The following is a 20,386-nucleotide window of genomic DNA, read 5'->3' on the forward strand; positions in this document are numbered from 1 at the left end:
GGAGAGGTCGCGGTGGGCGTTCTTGGCACGCGCCGCACCCCCTAAAAACCGCTGTCCTATTTGGATTTGCTGCTGTCAGGCTCGCCATGCGGGCTCTCTTTTGGGGGAGTTCTTATGGATCGGGGTTGGATCAGGGTGGCGGCCGCGGTGGCCGGGGGGCTGGCGTTTGCGGTCGCGGTGCTGGCGGTGGCGGCGTGGGTGCGGGCGGAGCGGCGGCGGCGGATTGCGGGGCTGAGTGCGCGCATCGCGGAGGCGGGGGCGTTCGTGCAGGCGCGGGAGCGTTATGCGGACGGCGACGCGGGGATGGCGGCGGCCTTGCCGTATCTGCTGCTGTGTGCGGCGGGGTTCGGGGTGTTGCTGGTGCCGGGTGGGGCGGTTGCGGGGGCGGCGTTCCTCGGTGGGTATCTCGTCACCGCGCGGATGCTGGTGCGGGCGGTACAGAATGACGAGCTGACCGCTTTGCTGTGGCTCAGGTGCGCGGTGCATCTGGTGCAGGGGGCGGTGGTGGCGCTGGTCGGGGCGCGGGTGCTGGGCCTGGATGGGACCGGGGACGCGGCGAGTTTGGCGACGGGGCTGGCGTTCGCGGCGGGGTATGCGCCCGACCTGGGGCTGGCGGGGATCGGGCGGCGGTTGCGGGTGCGGTTCGCCAAGCCGATCGACGACGCGGCGCTGGCGGGGACGAGCGTGCAGCCGCTGGAGATGATCGACGGGATCGACGGCGAGATCGCACGGCGGCTGGAGCAGGGCGGCTGGTACGACGTGCAGAATCTGGCGACCGCGAACCCGGTGCTGGTGCATCTCGCGACGCCCTACGGGCTGCATCAGGTGGTCGACTGGGTGGGGCAGGCGCAACTGGCGCTGCGTGTCGGCAGTGCGGCGGCGCGGGCGTTGCGGGCGGTGCATGTCCGGACGCTGTTCGATCTGGAACGGATCGGGGCGGGGGCGCTGGCGGAGCCGCTGGGGCTGGAGCCGGGGGTGGTCGCGCTGCTGGTCGACGAGCCGCATGTCGTGCGGTTGCGCGCGCTGCGTATGGTGCTGGCGGCATGAGCGGGTTCGACGCGAAGGTTTTGCCGGCGGCGTATCGCTGGCTGGGGTCGATCGGGACCTTGCCGCGGATGCTGGCCGAGGGGCTGGCGCTGTACGGCGTGCGCGAGACGGCGGGGGCGAAGGATACTCCGGCGATCCTGGACTGGGCGCGGGAGGCGAAGGTGGCGGGGTATCGCGCCGATGCGACGCCGTGGTGTGGGCTGTACCTGGCGGTGGTGGCGCGGCGGGCGGGGTGGGCGGTGCCGGACGCGCCGCTGTGGGCGCTGAACTGGGGCAAGTTCGGGGTGGCGGCGGACCGGCCGATGCTGGGTGATGTGATGACGTTCGTGCGGCCGGGGGGCGGGCATGTGGCGCTGTATGTGGGAGAGGATGCCGCGGCGTGGCATGTCTTGGGGGGAAATCAGGGCGATGCGGTGGGCTTTGCGCGGATCGCGCGGGGGCGGATGCGGGCTGTGCGACGGCCGCCTTATCGGCTGGCGCCGGCTACTGTGACGGTGCGGCGGCTCGCGGCGGCGGGGGGTTTGTCGGTGGATGAGGCTTGAGGGGTGCTGTGGTCCGAGTTTGAGCGACCCCTCCCACCCTCCGTTCGGTTCGAGCCTGTCGAGAACGGCGCGCAGGGTTCTCGACAGGCTCGAACCGAACGGGGTTTGGGTTGGTCTCGACGGGTTTAGTCCGGGTGCGAGATGGGGCAGTTCTCGACAAGCTCGAACCGAACGGCGTTTTGGTGAGGGGTTTGGCCAGCGACTCCGGCGCTGCAGCGGGAAGCGGGAAGCGGGAAGCGGGAAGCGGCAAGGCTTCCCCCCGTGCTTTGCATCCGCCATGGGGATGCATGGCCAAGACGCTGCGGGTGGATCGGATGCTGGTGGAGCGCGGGCTCGCCGAGAGTGTCGCGCGGGCGCAGGCGCTGGTGCTGGCGGGGCTGGTGTTTTCGGAGACGCGGCGGATCGACAAGGCGGGGCAGTTGCTGGCGATCGACGCGCCGGTGAGCGTGAAGGGGCGCGAGCATCCGTGGGTGTCGCGCGGGGGCGTGAAGCTGGCGCATGGGCTGGCGCATTTCGGGTGGGATGTCAGCGGCGCGATGGCGATCGACGTCGGGTCTTCGACCGGTGGCTTTACCGACGTGCTGCTGACCGGCGGGGCGGCGAAGGTCTATGCGGTCGATTCGGGGACGAACCAGCTGGCGTGGAAGCTGCGCCAGGACGCCCGGGTCGTGGTGATGGAGAAGACGAGTGCGCGGAGCCTGACCGCGGACCAGATCGCCGAGCCGATCGATATCGTGGTGTGCGACGCGAGCTTCATCGCGTTGTCCGCCGTGCTGGACCGCGCGATCGAGTTCGTGCGGCCGGGCGGGCGGCTGCTCGCGCTGGTGAAGCCGCAGTTCGAGGCGGCGCGCGACGAGGTGGAGAAGGGCGGCGTGGTGCGCGACCCGGCGGTGCATGCGCGGGTGTGCGCGGCGGCGGCGGACTGGATTCGAGCACGCGGCTGGACGGTGGCCGGCATCGCGACGAGCCCGATCACCGGACCGGAGGGGAATGTCGAGTTCCTGCTGGGTGCGGTGAAGGATGGCGGCATGGGTCTTATCGACCCAGTCTGAGCTACTATCCTTGTCATGGTGCATTTGTCGGGGTAGCTCAACGCCTTCAATGCGCCCGATCCTGCCCGCCCTCCTGATGTTTCTGCTGGCCGCCTGTGGGGGTGACGCCAGTGACGGGGCGCGTGGCGGAAGCCGCGCCGCGCCGCTGGTGACCGTCGCGATGGCGGCGCCGGCGCGGTTCGTCGACCGGATCGATGCGGTCGGCACCGCGCGCGCCAACGAGCAGGTAACGGTGTCCGCGCCAGTGACGGAACGCATCCTGAAGCTGAATTTCGAGGATGGCGGCTACGTACAGCGCGGCCAGGTGATCGCGACGCTGGCGCGCGGGCAGGAGACGGCCCAGCTGGAAGAGGCGCAGGCGCAGGCGCGCGTCGCCGGGCAGCAGCTGAACCGCCTGCAACAGCTGAAGGCGCGCGGTTTCGCGACCAACGCCAGCGTCGATACGCAGGTGGCGGCGGCGTCGATCGCGCGGGCGCAGGCAGCGGCGGCGGATGCGGCGATCGGCGACCGCGTGGTGCGCGCGCCGTTTTCGGGACAGGTGTCGCTGCGCATGATCTCCGCCGGTGCGGTGGTGCAGGCCGGGACCGAGATCGCGACGATCAGCGACCTGTCGCGGATCAAGCTGGATTTTCCGGTGCCCGAGACGTTGCTCGCGTCGATCAAGCCGGGGCAGGCGATCGAGGCGCGCGCGGCGGCCTATCCCGACCGGCCGTTCCGCGGGACGATCGCGACGATCGATTCGGTGGTCGATCCGGCGACGCGGTCGGTGGTGGTGCGCGCGGTGCTGAACAATGGCGACCGGATGCTGAAGCCGGGGATGCTGCTAAGCGTCGCGATCGAGAGCGATCCGCGGACGGCGATCGCGGTGCCCGAACTGTCCGTCGTGGGCGAGGGCGAGGAACGCTATGTGTTCGTGATCGACGCGGGCGGGAACGCGCGGCGGACGCCGGTGAAGACGGGCATTCGGCGGGATGGGATGATCGAGATCTTGTCCGGGTTGCGTGCCGGTCAGCGCGTGGTGGGCGAGGGTGTGGTCAAGGTGACCGACGGCATCAAGGTGCGGACCGGGGCGGCGAAGGCGGCTGCGGCGCGTGTTACGGTGGTGCCGTATCCCCGCGGAGGCGGGGATACAGTTCGGAGCGCGGAGCTGGACCCCCGCCTGCGCGGGGGTACGCTTCGTGTTCGCGGGGGTGCGTCTTCTTCGGACATGGGTGCGTCCGGCCAGAGTGCATCCGGTATGATCCGGGTCTGACGCGATGATGCTGTCCGATGTCTCGGTGCGCAGGCCGATCTTCGCGGCGGTGCTGGCGATCCTGCTGACCGTCGTCGGGATCGTCGCGTTCTTTTCGCTGTCGGTGCGCGAATATCCCGACGTCGATCCGCCGATCGTTTCGGTGTCGACGACCTATACCGGCGCGGCGGCCAATGTGGTCGAGAGCCGGGTGACGCAGTTGCTTGAGGAGCGGCTCGCCGGGATCGCAGGGATCCAGACGATCACGTCGGTGTCGCGCGACGGGGCGTCGAACATCTCGGTCGAGTTCGCGCCAGGCAGCGATGTCGATTCGGCGGCGAACGACGTGCGCGACCGGGTGGGCGGCGCGGCGGAGGACCTGCCCGACGGCACGTTGCCGCCCGAGGTGCGCAAGGTGGATGCCGATGCGCAGCCGGTGATCTGGTTCGCGCTGTCGGCACCGCCGGGTTGGACGCGCATCCAGTTGTCGGACTGGGCCGACCGCAACCTGGTCGATCGGTTCTCGGCCATTCCCGGTGTCGCGCAGGTGCAGGTCGGCGGCGAGGCGCGGCCGGCGATGCGCGTGTGGCTGGACCCCGCAAAGCTGGGCGCGTTCGCGCTGACGCCGGGCGATGTCGAGACGGCGATGCGGACGCAGAATGTCGAGCTGCCGGCTGGGCGGATCGAGGCGCAGAGCCAGAATGTCACGGTGCGCGTCAACCGGTCGTTCGCGACGCCCGAGCAGTTTGCACGCCTGATCGTGGCGCGCGGGGCGGGCGGCTATCTCGTCCGGCTGGGCGATGTCGCACGGGTCGAGCTGGGGCCGGAGAATCCGTATTCGGCGTTCCGGTCGAACGGCAAGACTGGCGTGGGCCTAGGCATCGTGCGGCAATCGGGCGCCAATACGCTGGCGGTGGCGGAGGCGGCCAAGGCGGTTGCGGCCGCCGCGACGCCGGGTCTGCCCGCGGGCATGCGGATCGACGTGGCGTCGGACAGTTCGCTTTTCATCGATCGCGCGATCGAGGGTGTGTACCACACGCTGGCCGAGGCCGCGGTGCTGGTGGTGCTGGTGATCTTCCTGTTCCTGGGGTCGTGGCGCGCGACGCTGATCCCTGCGGTGACGGTGCCGATCTGTCTGCTCGGCACGTTCGCGGTGCTGTGGGCGGGCGGGTTCTCGATCAACCTGCTGACGCTGCTGGCGCTGGTGCTGGCGATCGGGCTGGTCGTCGACGATGCGATCGTTGTGCTGGAGAATGTGTACCACCGGATCGAACAGGGTGAGGACCCGCTGGTCGCGTCCTATCTCGGCACGCGGCAGGTCGGGTTCGCGGTGATTTCGACCACTTTGGTGGTGTGCGCGGTGTTCGTGCCGATCATGTTCCTGTCGGGTCAGACGGGGTTGCTGTTCCGCGAGCTGGCGGTGGCGATGGTGGGGGCGGTGGCGTTTTCGGGCTTCCTGGCGCTGAGCCTGGCGCCGATGCTGTGTTCCAAGCTGTTGCGGAACGAGGAGCGCGGGCGGTTCGCGCATTGGATCGACGCGCGGTTCCAGCGGATCGAGCGTGGGTACGACCGGTCGCTGGCGCGCGCGTTCGCCAAGCCGTGGATCGTGCTGGGCGTGACGGCGGGCGTGCTGGTGCTGGCGGGGGTGCTCTACACGACGCTCAATTCCGAACTGGCGCCGGCCGAGGATGTCGGCGTGATCCAGGTGCAGCTGTCGACCGCGGAGGGGACGGGCTTCGCCGAGCTGGACCGCCAGATGAAGCGCGTAGAGCAGAAGATCCTGCCGCTGGTCGGCGAGGGGCCGGTGCGCGGCGCGCTGACCCGCCTGCCCGGCGGCGGCGCGGACGAGGATTTCAATACCGGCCGGATGGTCGTGTTCCTGAAGCCGTGGGAGGAGCGGACCGAGACGACGCAGCAGGTGATCGAGGCGATCAACGCGAAGGTGCGCGAGATGCCGGCGATGCGCGGCAATGCGGCGTCGCCCTCCTCGCTCGGCCGTGGGCGCGGGCAGCCGATCAATTTCGTGATCGCGGGCGCAAGCTATGCCGAACTGGCGCGCGCGCGGGACCGGATCCTGGCGGCGGCGGCGCAGAACCCCGGGCTCGTCAACTTGGACAGCGACTATAAGGAAACCAAGCCGCAGCTGCTGATCGACGTCGATACGGAGCGCGCGGGCGCGCTGGGCGTGTCGGTGGATGCGGTGAGCCAGGCGTTGCAGACACTGATGGGGTCGCGGCGGGTGTCGACCTATGTCGATCGCGGTGAGGAATATCGCGTGATCGTGCAGGCGGAGGCGGACGGCCGGTCGGTCGAGCGCGACCTGCAGCAGGTCTATGTCCGGTCCGCATCGGGGCAGCTGGTGCCGCTCGCCAACCTGGTCCGCACGCGGCAGGGGGCGGATGCGCGCGAGCTGGGGCGGTACAACAAGGCGCGCGCCATCACGTTGCAGGGTGCGCTGGCGCCGGGCTACTCGCTGGGCTCCGCGCTGACGTTCCTGGAGACGGAAGCGGCCGCATCGCCCGAGATCAGCGCGATCGGGTATCGCGGTGAAAGCCAGGCGTTCCGTGAGACGGGCAATTCGATCCTGCTGGTGTTCGCGCTGACGATCGTGGTCGTCTACCTGCTGCTCGCCGCGCAGTTCGAGAGCTTCGTGCATCCCGCCGTGATCATCACGACGGTGCCGCTGGCGGTGGCGGGCGGGATCATCGGGCTGGCCGCGATGGGCGAGACGCTGAACCTGTACAGCCAGGTCGGCATCGTGATGCTGGTGGGGCTGGCGGCGAAGAACGGCATTCTGATCGTGGAGTTCGCCAACCAGTTGCGCGACGAGGGCGTGGCGTTCAGCGATGCGATCGCGCAGGCGGCGGCGCGGCGGCTGCGCCCGATCCTGATGACGTCGATCGCGACCGTGGCGGGGGCTGTGCCGCTGATGCTAGCGAGCGGCGCGGGGGCGGCCGCGCGGCGGTCAATCGGCGTCGTGGTGGTGTGGGGCGTGTCGATCGCGACGCTAGTAACCATTTTCCTCATTCCGTTGTTGTACCTGCTGGTGGCCCGCCGGACCGAATCGCCCCAGGCGGTGTCGCGCCGGCTGGACGCGCAGTTGCGGGGCGGACCGTCTGGCGCGGTGGAACAGCCCGCGGAATAGCGGGCGATGGGGAGCAGGGTACGGCATGGGTGAGATCGCATCGCGCGGGCAGATCCGCATGGCCGGGCTGCGCTGGGGCATCGTGCTGGTGCCGCTGGTCCTGCTGCTCGGGCTGGCATCGGGGCGGCTGTCGGGGTCCGGATATGGCAATGACTGGTTCGCGGCGCTGGCCAAGCCGGGGTTCACGCCGCCGGGCTGGATGTTCGGCGTGGCGTGGAGCCTGCTGTACCTGATGATGGGCGTCGCGCTGGTGATGATCGTGGCGGCGCGCGGGGCGCAGGGGCGCGGGCGGGCGATCGGGTTGTTCGCGGTGCAGCTGGCGTTGAACCTGGCGTGGTCGCCGCTGTTCTTTGCCGCGCACCGGATCTGGCCGGCGTTCGGGCTGATCCTGCTGATCCTGCTGTTCGCCGCGCTGACCGCGCGGGTGTTCTGGGCGATCCGGCCGGCGGCGGGGCTGCTGATGTTGCCGTATCTGGCGTGGCTGTGCCTGGCCGCGGCGCTGAATTTCGAGATCGGGCGGATGAACCCGGCGGCGGCGGAGGTTGCACATTCTGACCATAGGCCCCACCTTCACGTCTGAATAATCGGGTTGGGACAGAGCATGCAGACCGAGAACCGCTTCATCGACGACATCGTGAAGATGATGAACGGCGCCGCCGGAACGCTGGCCGGCGTCGGGCGCGAAGCCGAGTCGTCGGCACGCAGCCGGGCGCGCGAGTGGATCGGCGGGCTCGATTTCGTGTCGCGCGACGAGTTCGAGGCGGTGAAGGCAATGGCCGCCGCCGCACGCGACGAGGCCGACACGCTGCGCGCGCGGATCGCGGCGTTGGAGGCGAAGGCGGATCGCGTGTCGCCGACTGTCGCGCCGAGCGTGGTCGAAGCGCCGACGACGCAGTCGCAGTCGCAGGGCCAGTCATACGGTGGGTCGCCGACCGCCTACGGGTCCGACGGGACGGTCGCACCGTCCTGAGGCGGCTTATCCACAGTTTATCGGTGACGTCCGGGCGACCACGGGTTGCCCGGGCGCTTTGTGGCGTCCAAGCAGGGTCATCACGGTTGGATTTGGGCGTATGACGCTGGACGACGAGGAAGCCGCCGCGGATCCGAGTGCGCCGATCGACATGCTCGAAGAGTATTTCGAGGCGCATGGTTGGTCGAGCGAGCGGCAGGGCGACGAGGAAATCGTCGCGCATTTCCAGGGTAGCTGGACATTGTACGAGCTGCGCGCGGTGTGGCGCGAGGAAGACCAGGTCCTGCAGTTCCTGGCATTGCCCGACGTGCGCGTCGCGGCGGACAAGCGCGCCGCGATGTACGAGACGATCGGGCTGATCAACGAACAGCTGTGGATCGGGCATTTCGAGCTGTGGGCGTCGTCCGGCATGCTGCTGTTCCGCCATGCCGCGCTGCTCGACGGCGAGGGCGAGAGCGTGCTGACGCTGGACCAGGCAGAGACGCTGGTCGAGGCGGCGATCGACGAGTGTGAGCGGTTCTACCCAGTGTTCCAATTCGTGCTGTGGGCGGACAAGACGCCGGCCGAGGCGATCGCCGCGGCGCTGATCGAGACGCAGGGCGAGGCATGAGCTTCGGGTCGATCTGGGCGGTCGGCGCGGGCAATATGGGCGGCGCGATGCTGCGCCGCTGGTTGGCGACTGGGCTGGACCCGGCGCGGCTGACGGTGATCCGGAAGTCCGGGGTGGCGTTTGCCGAGGGTGTCACGACCTTGTCCGCGGTGCCGACGGATAGCGATGCGCCCGAGCTGGTGCTGCTCGGGGTGAAGCCGCAGATGCTGGATCTGGTTGCGGGGCCGCTGGCGGCGGGGATGCGGCCGGGGACGGTGCTGGTGTCGATCCTGGCGGGGGTCGAGGATGCGGCGCTGCGCGCGCGGTTTCCGGGGGCGCGGATCGTGCGGGCGATGCCAAACCTGCCGGTGGCGATCGGGCAGGGGGTCGTGGGGTTGCATATGGTCGACGACGGGCCTGAGCTGCGGGCGGCAATCGATGAACTGATGGCGCCGCTCGGGCTGGTGGCCTGGATGGACGATGCGGCGGCGATGGACGTGGTGGCGGCGGTGGCCGGGTCGGGACCGGCGTTCCTGTACCGGTTCGTCGATGCGCTGGCGGCGGCGGGGGTCGCGGCCGGGTTGTCGGTGGAGATGGCGGCGGAGCTGGCGCTGGCGACGGTCGTGGGGGCGGCGGCTCAGGCTGGGTCTTCGGATGTCGGGCCGGCGGAGATGGCTGAGCGGGTGGCAAGCCCTGGCGGGAGTACGCGCAAGGGGTTGGATGTTCTCGATGGGGATGCTGGGTTGGGGGCGTTGATGACGCGGACGATCGCGGCGGCTGTGGCACGGAACCGCGAGATGGCGGCGGCTGCTCGCTGATGTTTATTGGAGCGCTTGGGGGGCTGTGGGCTTCTCGGCTGCGCTCGCGGGGTCCCTCGACTTCAATCAGATGGGCGGGGTTTGGTGATGCGGTGCTGAGGCAGATGACACCTCTCCAAATAACTCACTAACCCCGTTTGGTTCGAGCTTGTCGAGAACTCATCGCCGTTCTCGACAGGTTCGAACCGAACGGGGTTTGGGTGTGGGTGGGGGCTAGCGCGGGGTTGCCGGATAGTGAGCGTCACCTTACGCCTAGTCATTCCCCGCCCGTTCGTCCTGAGTAGGGGCTGAGCGTAGTCGAAGACCCGTATCGAAGGATCGCGTGACCGGTGCTTCGATACGCGCCCTCGATACGCGCAAGAGCGCTACTCGGCCGCTACTCAGCACGAACGGTTGGGGTGGAGACCGCCGATGGAGGATTTGCCCCTATGATCGCCCTGCTGACGATGCTGGCCGCTGCGTTTCCGCAGGCGCCGTTGCCGCCGGTGCAGCCCTGGTCGGGGAAGAGCGTCGCGCTGGTCGTCAAGGCGGGGGATCCGTGGATCACGCCGTCGGAAGCGAGCGGGTTTGCGACGACGCCGTCCTATGCGGAGACGCGGGCGTGGGTCGATCGGCTGGTGGCGGCGTCGCCGTTGTTGCGGATCGAGCCGTTCGGGCGGTCGCCGGAGGGGCGGCTGTTATATGCGGTGGTCGCGTCGAAACCTGGTGCAGGCAAGCCGGTGCTGATGGTGCAGGCGGGGATCCATGCGGGCGAGATCGACGGAAAGGATGCGGGGCTGATGCTGCTGCGCGACATCGCGTTGCGCGGGAAGGACGGCTTGCTGGACCGCGCGACCTTGGTGTTCGTGCCGATCTTCAACGTCGACGGGCATGAGCGGGCGGGGGACTATAACCGGCCGAACCAGCGTGGGCCGGCGGGGCAGGGCTGGCGGACGACGGCGCAGAATATGAATCTGAACCGCGATTATCTGAAGGCCGATACGCCCGAGATGCAGGCGATGATCGGGCTGATCCGCAAATGGGACCCGGCGCTGTACCTCGACATCCACGTCACCGACGGGATCGATTATCAGTATGACATCACGACCGATTTCAACGGTTTCGGCGGGCGTTATGCGCAGTCGGCGGCGGTCGGGCGGTGGCTGGACCGGACGTACCGGCCAGCGGTCGACGCGGCGCTGACCGCGGCGGGGCACAAGCCGTATCAGTATATCTCGACCATCGATCCCGATCCGGACAAGGGGATCGAGGATACGGCCAGCACGGGGCGGTTTTCGGACGGTTATGGCGACCTGCGCCATGTGCCGACAGTGCTGGTCGAGACGCATTCGCTGAAGCCGTATCGCCAGCGCGTGCTGGGCAGCTATGTGCTGATCGAGGCGTCGTTGCGGCTACTCGGCGCGGACGGAGCGGGGGCGCGGGCGGCGATCGCGGCGGATCGGAAGGCGCGGCCGGCCGAGCAGGTGCTGGCGTGGAAGCGGAGCGCAGCACCGGGCGCGACGCGGGCGTTCGACGGTATATCGCATGACATGGTCCCGTCGGCTGCTGCCGGGGGCGAGGTGATCCGCTGGACCGGGCAGCCGACGCGGGTGCAGATGCCGATCTGGGGCGAGGAGCCGGACGTGACGACGCGGCTGCCGCGCGCGTGGTGGGTGCCGGCGAGCCGACCCGACGTGATCGCGCGGCTGCGGCTTCACGGGGTGGAGATGGAGACGATCGCTGCCCCGCGGACGGTGGCGACGGAGCGGGTGCGGCTGGTCGATCCGGTACTGGGCGATGCGAACGAGGGGCGGGTGCCGCTGAAGTCCGCGACCTATGTGCACGGCGTGGCGCGAGAGACCTGGCCGGCGGGATCGGTGCGGGTGCCGGCGGACCAGCCGCTGGAGCAGCTGGCGGCGGCGTTGCTGGAGCCGGAGAGCCCGGACGGGTTGCTGGCGTGGGGGTTCTTTCCGGAGATCCTGCAGCGGACCGAATATATGGAGGCCTATGTGGTGGCGCCGATGGCAGACGCGATGCTGGCGCGCGATCCGGCGTTGCGGGCGGCGTTTGCGGCGAAGGTGAAGGGGGATGCGAAGTTCGCCGGCGATGCGCGGGCGCGGCTGGCGTGGTTCTACGAGCGGTCGCCTTATTTTGACGCGCGGTATCTGGTGTATCCGGTGGGGCGTGAGGTGCGGTGAGGGTTGGGTTCCTCGGTTGGGCTTAAGGGATGTCCAGCCACCGCTCGCATGACGGGGGTGCGACGGTCGCGTCATGTGTGACGGGCTCTAGACGACCGGCCACCGGTCATCTGACCGCGTCCGCGGGGATACGATCGGGCTGGCTTTGCGCGGTCGATTGCGAACGATCGACGACCGGTCTTGCGTGGCCGGTGAGGGGAGCGGGCTTCGTCGATGCGTTGGATTCGTGGTGCTGTTGCACCCACCCCCAACCCCCTCCCTTGAAAGGGAGGGGGCTTTGCTTTGGACGCCGTTGCGCGCGGTGCTTTAAGCCGCTTCCGCCGCGGCTTCTCTCGAGCGTTGTTCCAGCATCACCTTGATCATCGCGACGATCGGGTCGGCCAGCGCCAGGCCGAGGATGCCGAAGAGGGCGCCGAACAGGAGTTGGGCGCCGAGGACGAGGGCGGGGGCGAGGTCGACAGAGCGTTTGGCCACCATGGGCACGATGATGTAGCCGTCGATCACCTGGACGACGCAGTAAACGCCGACCGCCCAGAGGCCGGTGTCGACGCCCTGGCTGAACCCGACGAGCACGATCAGCACGCCCGACACGATCGCGCCGATGTTGGGCAGGAAGGCGAGCAGGCCGGTGAGGATGCCGAGCAGCCCGGCCATCGGCACGCCGCCGATCGCCAGCAGCGCCCAGGTGCCGACCCCTTCGACCGCCATGCCGATCAGCCGGCCGAACATCAGCATGCGCAGCATGTGGCCCATCTTGGCGGCGGTCTTGTAGAAGGACTCGCGCCCGTCGAGCGGAAGCATCCAGGCGATGCCGCGTTCGTACAGCTTGGGGTCGGCCGCGAAGAATAGCCCGAGCACCACGATCATGGCGATCGACGAAAGCGCGCCGAACGCGGTGCCGACCGCGGAGGTGAGCTTGCCGATCGAGCCCATCAGTTGTTGCCCGACCTGATCCATCTGCGCGCCGCTGGCGGACAGGCCCATCGACTGGCCCCAGGCGAGCACGCGGGCGCTCTGCTGCGTCACGGTGGTGCGGAGCATGTCGAACTGCCCCATGATCGACGCGCCGGCGAAGTAGACGACCCAGATCATGAAGCCGAGCACCGCCAGGCAGACGATCAGCAACCGCCACGACCGGCCGATCGGCAGGATGCGACCGAGCAGGCGGGTGCCGCCGTCGAGCATCTGGCAGATGACGAACGCGCCGATGATGACGAGGATCGTCTGCGACAGCGTCCAGACGAGGAAGATCGCGGCGGCAAGGCCGAGCCAGACCGCGGCGCGGACCAGCTCGCGGCCTACGATCGGGCCGTTATTGTCGGCCGGGCCGGGGGTCTCGGTCCGCTCCTCGCCGCTCATTTGGCGGGCGTGACGGCGGCGGCGCTACGGTCCGGGTGGAGGCTGATGCCCGCCCGGTCACCGCGCATCGCGGTAAACCAGCTGATCGGGTTGAGCCAGGTCGAGGTGCCGTCGAGCGAGAAGGTGATGAATTCCGCGCGGCCGCCGAGATTTTCGTACGGGACCGGGCCGTTCAACCCTTCCTGATCGGCGGGAACGCGGCTGTCGGCGGACTGATCGCGATTGTCGCCCATCAGGAAGACGTGGTTCGCCGGGATCGTGATCTCGGCATAGTCGTCGACCGCGGGATAGTCGCCGAGGTCGATCGTGTTGAAGGTGGCACCACCGGGGAGCGTTTCGCGGACGAGCGGGAGTGCGCAGTAGAGCCGGCCGTCTTCGCCGGTGACGCGGTACTGCATCACCTGCGGCTGGTCGCACGGCACGTTGGCGTCGACCGGGATCTTGGCGGTCCCGACCGAGCGGCGCTGAACGGGCACGCCGTTCAGGATGACGGTGCCGTTGCGGACGGCGAGGCGGTCGCCGGGCAGGCCGATGACACGCTTGATATAGTCCGATGTCTTGCCCGGAGGGGTGACGATGACGATGTCGCCGCGTTCCGGCAGGCGGCCGAACAGCCGGCCCTGGAGGAACGGCAGGACGTGGAAACTGGGCGAGACGTAGGACCAGCCATAGGGATATTTCGTCACGACCAGCCGATCGCCCTTCACCAGCGTCGGCATCATCGATTCGCTGGGGATGTAGAACGGCTTGGCGAGCAGGCTGTGGAAGGCGAGGACGGCCAGCACGAGCCAGAAGATGCCCTTCGCCTCGCCCCACCAGTCCGTCGGCCGGGGAGCGGGTTTTGCGGGGGCAGCCATTGCGGCCTTTGTATCGCTCACGGCGTCTGTCTTTCTCGTATCGGGCGGGCGAAGAGGATGACGAAGGCCTGCGCGAAGGGATGGTCGTCTGTCATGGTCAGATGGATATCGACGGCGTGGCCCGGTGGCGTCATCGCGTCAAGCCTGGCTTTCGCGCCGCCCGTCAGCGCCAGGGTCGGCGCGCCGGTGGGCAGATTGACGACCCCGATATCGCGCATGAACACGCCCCGCCTGAACCCGGTTCCGACCGCCTTGGAAAAGGCCTCCTTGGCGGCGAAGCGCTTGGCGTAGGTGCCGGCGCGGGTGAAGGGGCGCTTGTCGGCCTTCGCCCGTTCGGCGGGGGTGAAGACACGGTCGGTAAAGCGATCGCCGAACCGGTCGAGCGAGGACTGGATCCGGTCGATATTGCAGAGGTCGGAGCCGATGCCGACGATCATCGCCGAATGCTCATCGAGACACGTTCATCGCGCGGAGTCCATCAGCGCGCGCATCTGGCGGACGCTGGCGTCGAGGCCGGTGAACAGCGCCTCGCCGACCAGGAAGTGGCCGATGTTGAGTTCGGCGACCTGCGGGATCGCGGCGACCGGGACGACATTGTCGTAGGTGAGACCGTGGCCGGCATGGACCTCGATTCCGTTGCGCGCGGCAAGGGCGGCGGCATCGGACAGGCGGCGCAGTTCGGTGGCGCGGTCGGCGTCCGGCAGGTCGGCATAGTGGCCGGTGTGCAGTTCGACGACGGGGGCGCCGAGCCGGATCGCGGCGTCGATCTGCCGCGCTTCGGGCGCGATGAATAGCGACACGCGGATGCCGGCATCGCGCAGCGCGGCGACCAGCGGCTGGAGCCGGTCATACTGGCCGGCGGCGTCGAGCCCGCCCTCGGTCGTGCGTTCCTCGCGCCGTTCGGGGACGATGCATGCGGCATGCGGGCGGTGGCGTAGCGCGATGCCCAGCATTTCGTCGGTCGCGGCCATTTCGAAATTGAGCGGAACGGTGAGCGCGGCGGCGAGCCGGGCGATGTCGTCGTCGGTGATGTGGCGGCGATCCTCGCGCAGATGCGCGGTGATGCCGTCGGCCCCGGCCTGTTCGGCGAGGAGGCCGGCGCGGACCGGATCGGGATAAGCGACGCCGCGTGCGTTGCGGATCGTGGCAACGTGATCGATGTTGACGCCGAGACGGAGATGGCCCGGCGCGGTCATGCCGCCCGGCTGCCGGGCTTCGTCGTCGGGATGGCCGCAAGTTCGGGTGGTAGCGCGTCGGCGGCGTAGCTCGGCACGTCGAGCCGGATGAGCGGGTAATAGGGGACGCCCAGGTCGACGGTGCCGTTCGAGCGATCGACGAGCGAGGCGGCGGCGATGACCTCGCCGCCCTCGTCCTTGATGGCGCGGATCGCCTCGCGCGAGCTCAGCCCCGTGGTGACGACGTCCTCGACCAGCAGGATCTTCAGGCCGGGAGTCAGGCGGAAGCCGCGGCGCAGTTCGAACGTGCCGGTCGGGCGCTCGACGAACATCGCGTCAAGCCCGAGTGCGCGGCCCATTTCGTGGCCGATGATGATGCCCCCCATCGCTGGGCTGACGACCGCGCCGAGCTGGATCTTGATCTTGTCGGGGATCGAGAGCGCGAGGGCGGCGGCGAGTCGGGCGGCGCGCGCCGGATCCATCAGCACGCGGGCGCATTGCAGGTATCGTGGGCTGTGCAGGCCGGATGATAGGACAAAATGTCCTTCGAGCAGCGCGCCGGCTTCGCGGAATTCGGCCAGGACCTCGTCTTCGTGCACTTGGGGCAACCCTTAAGGTAAAATACGATCAGGGCCGATCGTTCCGGCGGCAGATAGGGCGGTGGCCACCGCGCCGCAACCGCGCCGCACGGTTTTCGGCGGAGCGGGTTGAGGCCGGGACCGGCGGCGGGTATAGGTGAACAATTGGACAGGTGCGCTAAAGGGACGCAAAGGCGTTTCGCCGCCCGAAACGGGGGATGAATGAACGGCTTCAAGACGATGATCGCGACGCTGGCGGTGGTGCTGAGCCCGACGCTGGCGCTTGCGCAGACCGCGGCGCCGCCGTCTGCGGTTGCCAACCCGGCCGCCGCGCAGACCGTCGCCCCGACGGGCGCACCGGCACCGGCCATCGTCAACGATGCCGCGCAAGGGACGCCGACCGCCGCCGCGGCAGCACCGCTGCCGCCGAAGGGCGTGGGCGTGGATCCCGTCGCCCCCGCGATCGGCCAGGCGAGCGCCAACGTGCCGTCGAGCAACGATCCGGCCGCCGCCGCCATTCCGCAGGCCCTGCCGACCCCCGGCATCGGCCTGCCCGACGGGCGCGCCGGTTTGCAGGATCAGGTGACCGAGGTCGGTCAGGACGCGGCGTGGATGCACGACATCGTGCTGATGCCGATCATCACGATCATCACGCTGTTCGTGCTGGCGCTGCTCGTCTGGGTGGTGTTCCGGTATCGACGGGCCGCCAACCCGACACCGTCGCGGACCTCGCACAACACGTGGCTGGAGGTGTTCTGGACGCTTGCGCCGGTCGTGATCCTGCTGGTCATCGCGGTGCCATCGATCCGACTCCTGGCCAAGCAATATAGCCCGCCGCCCGCCGACCTGACGGTCAAGGTGATCGGCAACCAGTGGTACTGGACCTATCAATATCCCGACAACGGCGATTTCGAACTCGTGTCGAACATGCTGAAGGAGCCGGGCCAGGTTACCGGCGATCAGCGTGCGCGCACCCCCGCCGACGGACCCCGCCTGCTGGCGGTGGACGAGCGGATGGTGGTGCCCGCGGGTGCGGTGGTGAAACTGATCGTGACGTCGGCCGACGTCATCCACAGCTTCGCGGTGCCGGCGTTCTGGACCAAGATGGATGCGGTGCCCGGCCGGTTGAACGAGACCTGGTTCAAGGTGGACCGCCCCGGCGTGTATTACGGCCAGTGTTCCGAGCTGTGCGGGGCGCGCCATGCGTTCATGCCGATCGCGGTCGAAGTGGTGAGCCGTCCGCAGTTCGCGGCGTGGGTCGCGTCGAAGGGCGGGACGATGCCGGGCGCCAAGGGCGCCGCCAATCCGGATGCGACCAGCCCCGCCAGCCCGGCGACCGCCGCCGTGCCGACGCCGGCGGCCGACGCCGCGATTGCCGGCCGCGGTGCGGGTGGCAGTGACAAGACGATCGACGCGACCGTGACCGCCCAGCCCGTCGCGCAGGGCGCCACCGCAAATGAAGGCACGCAGGCCAAATGACCGATAGCACAGCCAACGCGCTGCATTTCCAGGCGCACGAAGCGCCGGGTCATGCCCATGATGCGGACCATAAGCCGGCGTTCTTCCAACGCTGGTTCATGTCGACGAACCACAAGGACATCGGCACCCTCTATCTGATCTTCGCCATTCTGGCGGGCGTGATCGGCGGGGCGATCTCCGGCCTGATGCGGGCCGAGCTGGCGGCGCCGGGCATCCAGTATCTGGAAGCCTGGTCGGGGCAGGAAGGCGATGCGGCGCTCCAGTTCTGGAACGTGCTGATCACCGCGCACGGCCTGATCATGGTGTTCTTCATGGTGATGCCCGCCATGATCGGCGGGTTCGGCAACTGGTTCATCCCGATCATGATCGGCGCGCCAGACATGGCGTTCCCGCGCATGAACAACGTGTCGTTCTGGCTGATCGTGCCGGCATTCATGCTGCTGCTCGGGTCCGCCTTCGTCGGCGGCGCGGGGACGGGCTGGACGGTCTATCCGCCGCTGTCGACGATCGGATCGTCGGGCGCCGCGGTCGATATGGCGATCCTGTCGCTCCATCTGGCCGGCGCATCGTCGATCCTCGGGGCGATCAACTTCATCACCACGATTTTCAACATGCGCGCGCCGGGCATGACGCTGCACAAGATGCCGCTGTTCGTGTGGTCGGTGCTGGTCACCGCGTTCCTGCTGTTGCTGGCGCTGCCGGTGCTGGCCGCGGCGATCACGATGCTGCTGACCGATCGCAACTTCGGCACCGCGTTCTTCGATGCTAGCGGGGGCGGTAACCCGATCCTGTACCAGCATCTGTTCTGGTTTTTCGGACACCCCGAAGTGTACATCATGATCCTGCCGGGCTTCGGCATCGTCAGCCAGATCATCGCGACGTTCAGCCGGAAGCCGGTGTTCGGCTATCTCGGCATGGCCTACGCCATGGTCGCGATCGGCGTGGTCGGGTTCATCGTGTGGGCGCACCACATGTTCACGACCGGCCTGGACGTGAACACCAAGATGTACTTCACCGCCGCCACGATGGTGATCGCGGTGCCGACGGGGATCAAGATCTTCTCCTGGATCGCCACGATGTGGGGCGGCTCGCTCAGCTTCAAGACGCCGATGCTGTGGGCGATCGGGTTCATCTTCATGTTCACCGTCGGTGGCGTGACCGGCGTGGTGCTGGCGAACGGCGGCATCGATAACTACATGCACGATACCTATTATGTGGTGGCACATTTCCATTATGTGCTGTCGCTCGGTGCGGTGTTCGGGCTGTTCGCGGGCTTCTACTACTGGTTTCCCAAGATGTCGGGGAAGATGTACAACGAGGTTCTCGGCCAGCTGCACTTCTGGGTGTTCTTCGTCGGCGTGAACCTGCTGTTCTTCCCGATGCATTTCCTGGGGCTGGACGGCATGCCGCGGCGTATCCCGGATTATCCGGACGCGTTCGCCTGGTACAACCACCTGGCGACCATGGGCTACGGCATCATGGCGGTTGGGATGTTGTTCTTCTTCGTGAACCTCGTCGTGTCGTTGATCGGTGGGAAGCCGGCCGGGGACAATCCGTGGGGCGAGGGCGCAACGACGCTGGAATGGACGCTGTCCAGCCCGCCGCCGTACCACCAGTTCGAAACCCTGCCGAAGATCGACTGACCTTCGGTATCCTGTGCGCCGTCCCGACCATGGGGCGGCGCCGATTTGATCGAGTGACATGGCATCCAGCGCCTATCCTGACCTGACCGCCCCTGCCGACGGCGCTGCCGTGCCTGCACCTGTTGCGGCGATGCCGGCGGAGTGGCGCGATTTCGTCGCGCTGTGCAAACCGCGTGTGCTGACTCTGGTGGTGTTCACCGGGTTGTGCGGGATGCTGGCGGCGCGGGTGCCGATTCATCCGGTACTGGGGTTCACGGCGATCCTTTGCATTACGCTGGGCGCGGGTGCGGCGGGTGCGCTGAACCAGTGGTATGAGGCCGACCTCGACGCGAAGATGAAGCGGACGCGCAACCGGCCGCTGCCCGCGGGGCGGATGGACCGGCAGTCCGCGCTGCACTTCGGTGTCGGGCTCGCGTCGTTCTCCGTCCTGCTGATGGGGCTGGCGGTGAACTTGCTGGCGGCCGGTATCCTGGCCGTGTCGATCCTGTTCTACGTCGTGATCTACACCGTCTGGCTGAAGCGTCGGACGCCGCAGAACATCGTGATCGGCGGGGCGGCGGGTGCGTTTCCGGCGCTGATCGGCTGGGCCGCGGCGACGGGGCGGGTCGACCTGCTTCCGGTGCTGCTGTTCGCGCTGGTGTTCCTGTGGACGCCGCCGCATTTCTGGGCGCTGTCGCTCTATGTGAAGACCGACTATGCGGCGGCCGGCGTGCCGATGCTGCCGGTGGTCGCGGGCCTGACGGTGACGCGGACGCAGGTGCTGCTCTATACCGTGCCGATGGCGATCACGGCCGTCGCGCCGTGGCCGCTTGGGTTGACCGGCGCGATCTACGGCGTGGTGGCGAGCGTGTTCACCGCGGTGTTCGCTGCGATGGCGGTGCAGGTCGCGGTCAGCCGCGAGACCGACCAGGCGGCGATGAAGCCGGAGCGGCGACTGTTCGCTTTCTCTATCCTGTACCTGTTCGTGCTGTTCGGCGCGCTGGTCGTCGATCGGTTCTTCGCATGACGCCTGATCTCACGCCCGCGCAGGAGGCCGAACTGCGGCGTCGGCAGAAGAGCCGGTCGATCGTAATGGGGCTGTGCCTCGGCGCGCTGGCGGTGCTGTTCTTCGGGATCAGCATGGCGAAGATGCTGTGAATACGGCCGCGGCTCAGACGCTCGCGGGGCGCAACCGGCGCGTGCGCAACCTCATGCTGCTGCTCGTCGCGGCGATGGTCGGGCTGGGGTTCGCCAGCGTGCCGCTGTACCGGATCTTCTGCGAATATACCGGGTTCGACGGCACGACGCAGCGCGCGACACTGGCGCAGGCTCCGGGCGCGGTGGTCGGCAAGATCATCTCGGTGCGGTTCGACGCCAATGTCAGTTCGCGGCTGCCGTGGACGTTCACGCCGGAACAGCAGACCGCGCGGGTCGCGATCGGCGCGCGCGAACTGGCGTTCTTCAACGCGACCAATGCGGCGGATCATCCGGTCACGGGCAGCGCATCGTTCAACGTGACGCCGAGCCAGGTCGGCAAGTATTTCACCAAGATCCAGTGTTTCTGCTTCACCAACCAGGCGCTGGAAGCGGGCGCCACGATGCGCATGCCGGTGACCTATTATGTCGATCCGAAGATCCTCGACGATCCCGATGCGCGCGACGTCAGCGAGATCACGCTCAGCTACACATTCTATCCGGTGGATTCGCCCGAGACGGCGGGCTAAGCCCAAGCAACGACAAGAGGG

Annotated in this window: 20 protein-coding genes; 15 read left to right on the top strand and 5 right to left on the bottom strand. The window is 68.4% G+C overall.

Annotated features, from left to right (window positions below):
- The first annotated feature begins 114 nt into the window (after nt 1–114).
- From ACFSGX_RS02595 to ACFSGX_RS02640, 10 genes are all read left to right on the top strand, one after another.
- Complete coding sequence (locus tag ACFSGX_RS02595; protein ID WP_380927240.1) at nt 115–1,047, top strand: hypothetical protein; 933 nt, start codon at nt 115–117, stop codon at nt 1,045–1,047.
- The gene (locus tag ACFSGX_RS02600; protein ID WP_380927242.1) at nt 1,044–1,589 is read left to right on the top strand and encodes a TIGR02594 family protein; all 546 of its coding nucleotides are present in this window, start codon (nt 1,044–1,046) and stop codon (nt 1,587–1,589) included. The genes ACFSGX_RS02595 and ACFSGX_RS02600 overlap by 4 nt, the downstream gene beginning before the upstream one ends.
- A gap of 287 nt (nt 1,590–1,876) precedes the next feature.
- Nucleotides 1,877–2,641 carry a TlyA family RNA methyltransferase gene (locus ACFSGX_RS02605; RefSeq protein WP_380927244.1) on the top strand — a complete coding sequence of 255 codons (765 nt, stop codon included), beginning with the start codon at nt 1,877–1,879 and terminating at the stop codon, nt 2,639–2,641.
- 49 nt (nt 2,642–2,690) lie between these two features.
- Nucleotides 2,691–3,893: an efflux RND transporter periplasmic adaptor subunit gene (locus tag ACFSGX_RS02610; protein WP_380927246.1), complete on the top strand. Its 1,203-nt coding sequence runs from the start codon at nt 2,691–2,693 to the stop codon at nt 3,891–3,893.
- A 4-nt stretch (nt 3,894–3,897) separates the two neighbouring features.
- Nucleotides 3,898–7,017: an efflux RND transporter permease subunit gene (locus ACFSGX_RS02615; protein ID WP_380927247.1), complete on the top strand. Its 3,120-nt coding sequence runs from the start codon at nt 3,898–3,900 to the stop codon at nt 7,015–7,017.
- 25 nt (nt 7,018–7,042) lie between these two features.
- Nucleotides 7,043–7,597 (top strand): TspO/MBR family protein, encoded by a 555-nt coding sequence (locus tag ACFSGX_RS02620; protein ID WP_380927249.1) that lies wholly within the window; start codon nt 7,043–7,045, stop codon nt 7,595–7,597.
- Between the two features lie 21 nt (nt 7,598–7,618).
- Entirely contained in the window at nt 7,619–7,987 is a 369-nt protein-coding gene (locus ACFSGX_RS02625) for an accessory factor UbiK family protein (RefSeq protein WP_380927251.1), read from the top strand.
- 100 nt (nt 7,988–8,087) lie between these two features.
- On the top strand, nt 8,088–8,597 hold the full coding sequence (locus ACFSGX_RS02630; RefSeq protein ID WP_157174918.1) for a type III secretion system chaperone family protein: 510 nt from the start codon (nt 8,088–8,090) through the stop codon (nt 8,595–8,597).
- Nucleotides 8,594–9,394: a pyrroline-5-carboxylate reductase family protein gene (locus ACFSGX_RS02635; RefSeq protein WP_380927253.1), complete on the top strand. Its 801-nt coding sequence runs from the start codon at nt 8,594–8,596 to the stop codon at nt 9,392–9,394. The genes ACFSGX_RS02630 and ACFSGX_RS02635 overlap by 4 nt, the downstream gene beginning before the upstream one ends.
- A 428-nt stretch (nt 9,395–9,822) precedes the next feature.
- Nucleotides 9,823–11,571: a M14 family metallopeptidase gene (locus ACFSGX_RS02640; RefSeq protein WP_380927255.1), complete on the top strand. Its 1,749-nt coding sequence runs from the start codon at nt 9,823–9,825 to the stop codon at nt 11,569–11,571.
- Between the two features lie 306 nt (nt 11,572–11,877).
- Here the strand turns inward: ACFSGX_RS02640 and ACFSGX_RS02645 are convergent, their stop codons facing one another.
- From ACFSGX_RS02645 to pyrE, 5 genes are read right to left on the bottom strand one after another with little or no spacing between them, the layout of a single operon-like run.
- Nucleotides 11,878–12,930, bottom strand: a complete 1,053-nt coding sequence (locus ACFSGX_RS02645; RefSeq protein ID WP_380927257.1) for an AI-2E family transporter — start codon at nt 12,928–12,930, stop codon at nt 11,878–11,880.
- Complete coding sequence (gene lepB, locus ACFSGX_RS02650) at nt 12,927–13,787, bottom strand: signal peptidase I (RefSeq protein ID WP_380927258.1); 861 nt, start codon at nt 13,785–13,787, stop codon at nt 12,927–12,929. Before lepB ends, ACFSGX_RS02645 begins: the two co-directional genes overlap by 4 nt.
- A gap of 17 nt (nt 13,788–13,804) precedes the next feature.
- Nucleotides 13,805–14,224: a holo-ACP synthase gene (gene acpS / locus ACFSGX_RS02655; RefSeq protein WP_380927259.1), complete on the bottom strand. Its 420-nt coding sequence runs from the start codon at nt 14,222–14,224 to the stop codon at nt 13,805–13,807.
- 24 nt (nt 14,225–14,248) lie between these two features.
- Nucleotides 14,249–14,983, bottom strand: a complete 735-nt coding sequence (locus tag ACFSGX_RS02660) for a pyridoxine 5'-phosphate synthase (RefSeq protein WP_380927261.1) — start codon at nt 14,981–14,983, stop codon at nt 14,249–14,251.
- Nucleotides 14,980–15,561 (bottom strand): orotate phosphoribosyltransferase, encoded by a 582-nt coding sequence (gene pyrE / locus ACFSGX_RS02665; RefSeq protein WP_380927263.1) that lies wholly within the window; start codon nt 15,559–15,561, stop codon nt 14,980–14,982. The genes ACFSGX_RS02660 and pyrE overlap by 4 nt, the downstream gene beginning before the upstream one ends.
- A gap of 201 nt (nt 15,562–15,762) precedes the next feature.
- Between pyrE and coxB the strand changes: the two genes are divergently transcribed.
- Genes coxB through ACFSGX_RS02690 form a run of 5 tightly spaced genes read left to right on the top strand, consistent with a single transcriptional unit; the run spans nt 15,763 to nt 20,365 of the window.
- The gene (gene coxB, locus ACFSGX_RS02670) at nt 15,763–17,019 is read left to right on the top strand and encodes a cytochrome c oxidase subunit II (protein ID WP_380927265.1); all 1,257 of its coding nucleotides are present in this window, start codon (nt 15,763–15,765) and stop codon (nt 17,017–17,019) included.
- Nucleotides 17,016–18,662 carry a cytochrome c oxidase subunit I gene (ctaD, locus tag ACFSGX_RS02675; RefSeq protein WP_380927266.1) on the top strand — a complete coding sequence of 549 codons (1,647 nt, stop codon included), beginning with the start codon at nt 17,016–17,018 and terminating at the stop codon, nt 18,660–18,662. Before coxB ends, ctaD begins: the two co-directional genes overlap by 4 nt.
- Nucleotides 18,663–18,720: 58 nt before the next feature.
- The gene (locus tag ACFSGX_RS02680) at nt 18,721–19,668 is read left to right on the top strand and encodes a heme o synthase (protein ID WP_380927268.1); all 948 of its coding nucleotides are present in this window, start codon (nt 18,721–18,723) and stop codon (nt 19,666–19,668) included.
- On the top strand, nt 19,665–19,799 hold the full coding sequence (locus ACFSGX_RS02685) for a hypothetical protein (protein ID WP_260160389.1): 135 nt from the start codon (nt 19,665–19,667) through the stop codon (nt 19,797–19,799). Before ACFSGX_RS02680 ends, ACFSGX_RS02685 begins: the two co-directional genes overlap by 4 nt.
- On the top strand, nt 19,796–20,365 hold the full coding sequence (locus tag ACFSGX_RS02690; RefSeq protein ID WP_380927270.1) for a cytochrome c oxidase assembly protein: 570 nt from the start codon (nt 19,796–19,798) through the stop codon (nt 20,363–20,365). The genes ACFSGX_RS02685 and ACFSGX_RS02690 overlap by 4 nt, the downstream gene beginning before the upstream one ends.
- Nucleotides 20,366–20,386: the final 21 nt, after the last annotated feature.

This window comes from Sphingomonas arantia, from assembly GCF_042682045.1.
In the GTDB taxonomy this organism is placed as follows: domain Bacteria; phylum Pseudomonadota; class Alphaproteobacteria; order Sphingomonadales; family Sphingomonadaceae; genus Sphingomonas_R; species Sphingomonas_R arantia.